The sequence below is a fragment of the Methyloceanibacter marginalis genome, assembly GCF_001723295.1.
In the GTDB taxonomy this organism is placed as follows: domain Bacteria; phylum Pseudomonadota; class Alphaproteobacteria; order Rhizobiales; family Methyloligellaceae; genus Methyloceanibacter; species Methyloceanibacter marginalis.
In genome coordinates this window covers 1-2,010 of sequence record NZ_LPWD01000351.1, presented here as the reverse complement: position 1 = coordinate 2,010, position 2,010 = coordinate 1, and the positions used below count along the sequence as shown (strand labels likewise).

The following is a 2,010-nucleotide window of genomic DNA, read 5'->3' as shown; positions in this document are numbered from 1 at the left end:
CCTCAGGCGGCGTTGCAGCCACTCGGGGCTCGGTCTGTTCTTGACGCCGCGGACCAGACGCCCGGCGAACACGGGGCACGCGTTCTTGGCGTCCTTCGGGAACTCGAGCTTGATGGGGACCGGGTTTTCGAACCGGCCTTTGACCGGCTTGACCGTCTCCTTCCTGAGCTTGCCGAGACCCGCCGCGGCGAGGTCGCGCGCCACACCGCGCACGCCAAGGCAATCGGGCCGGTTCGGCGTGATGGCGATGTCGAACACTGCGTCGTCAAGGCCGAGCGCCTTGGCGGCCGGGCTGCCGACTTTGGCTTTCGCGGGAAGCTCGATGATGCCGGCATGCTCGTCGGAGAGCTCGAGCTCTTTCTCGGAGACCATCATGCCGTTCGACTCAACGCCCCGGATCTTGGCCTTGGTCAGCGTGAAGTCGAGACCGGGCACGTAGGCGCCGACCGGTGCGAACACGCCCTTCATGCCGGCACGCGCGTTCGGCGCGCCGCAAACCACTTGCAGGCGCTCCTTGCCGGTATCGACTTCCAGCACTTGCAGCTTGTCGGCATCCGGGTGCCTCTCGGCCTTCACGACCTCGGCCACCCGGTAGGATTTGAGCGCGGATGCGGGGTCGAACACCTCCTCGACCTCAAGCCCAATGCGGGTGAGGGTCTCGGCGATCTCCTCCACGGTCGCCTCCGTGTCGAGATGCTCCTTCAGCCATGAGCGGGTGAATTTCATTAGCGGCTCAGCCCCGCGGCGAGCGTGGGGACGGCGAGCGGCGCGAAGCGTAATGCTTCAGCCAGCGCAAATCGCCCGAGAAGAACGCGCGCAGATCCGGCATGCCGTATTTCAGCATGGCGATGCGGTCGATCCCCATGCCGAAGGCAAACCCCTGATATTTCTTGGGATCGAGGTCCACGGCCTTCAGCACGTTCGGGTGCACCATGCCGCAGCCCAAGATCTCGAGCCATTTATCGCCTTCGCCGATCCGGATCTCGTCGCCGACCTTGGCGTAGCCGATATCGACCTCCATGGAGGGTTCGGTGAAGGGGAAGTGGCTCGCGCGGAAGCGCATCTTCACTTCCGGGACTTCGAAAGACGCCTTGCAGAATTCCTCGAGCACCCATTTCAGGTGGCCGAGATGCGTTTCCTCGTCGATCACGAGGCCCTCGACCTGATGGAACATGGGCGTGTGGGTCTGATCGGAATCGCAGCGATAGACGCGGCCGGGCGCGATGATGCGCAAGGGCGGCCTGTCCGCGAGCATGGCGCGAATCTGTACCGGGCTCGTATGTGTCCGCAGTACCGGCCGCGTCCCGTCGGCGCCTTCGGCGAAATAGAACGTGTCGTGATCCTGCCGCGCCGGATGCTCGGGTGGAATGTTCAGCGCGGTGAAATTGTTGAAGTCAGTCTCGATGTCCGGGCCTTCGGCGATGCGGAAGCCCATATCGGCGAAGATTTCGGTGATCTCGTCAGTGACCTGGCTCACCGGGTGAATGCGGCCCTCGCTTAAGGGCCCCTCGCGCACCGGCAGCGTGACGTCGGCGCGCTCATGGGCGAGCTTCGCCACGGTGGCGGCGCGGGAAAGGTCGGTATGCCGCGCTTCCAGCGCCTCGGCCACGGCGGTCTTCACCGTGTTCACGGCTTGGCCGAAGTCCCGGCGCTCTTCGGGCGGCATCGACCCGAGCCGCTGCATCAGGGCCGAGACACGGCCCTTCTTGCCGAGCGCTCCGACGCGCACCTCTTCGAGCGCGCTGAGATCGGACGCGCGCGCGATCGCCTCAAGCAGTTCTGCTTTGAGGCTGTCGAGCTCTTGCGCGCTCATGATCTTGGCTCCTCGCCGCAGATCGCGGGGCTCACGCCCGCGCGGTAGCGGAGGCAGCCTGAACCAGACCCTGGAAAGTTTGCGGCTCGTGCACGGCGATATCGGCCAGAACTTTCCGGTCGAGATCGATGCCGGCCTTCTTCAGGCCGTCGATGAGCTGACCGTAGGTCGTGCCGTTGGCGCGCGCGGCGGCGTTG

2 protein-coding genes and 1 pseudogene are annotated in these 2,010 nt (G+C 65.3%); all 3 read right to left on the bottom strand.

Annotated features, from left to right (window positions below; genetic code table 11):
* A partial coding sequence (gene ytpR, locus AUC71_RS12590; RefSeq protein ID WP_141701670.1) for a YtpR family tRNA-binding protein occupies window positions 1-726 on the bottom strand: 726 nt, incomplete at its 3' end.
* Window positions 726-1,813: pseudogene (gene pheS / locus AUC71_RS12585) on the bottom strand (phenylalanine--tRNA ligase subunit alpha). The pseudogene pheS and the gene ytpR, both read right to left, overlap by 1 nt.
* A 31-nt stretch (window positions 1,814-1,844) precedes the next feature.
* Window positions 1,845-2,010, bottom strand: a 166-nt coding sequence (locus AUC71_RS17970; RefSeq protein ID WP_141701669.1) for a 50S ribosomal protein L20, incomplete at its 5' end; no start/stop codon positions are given.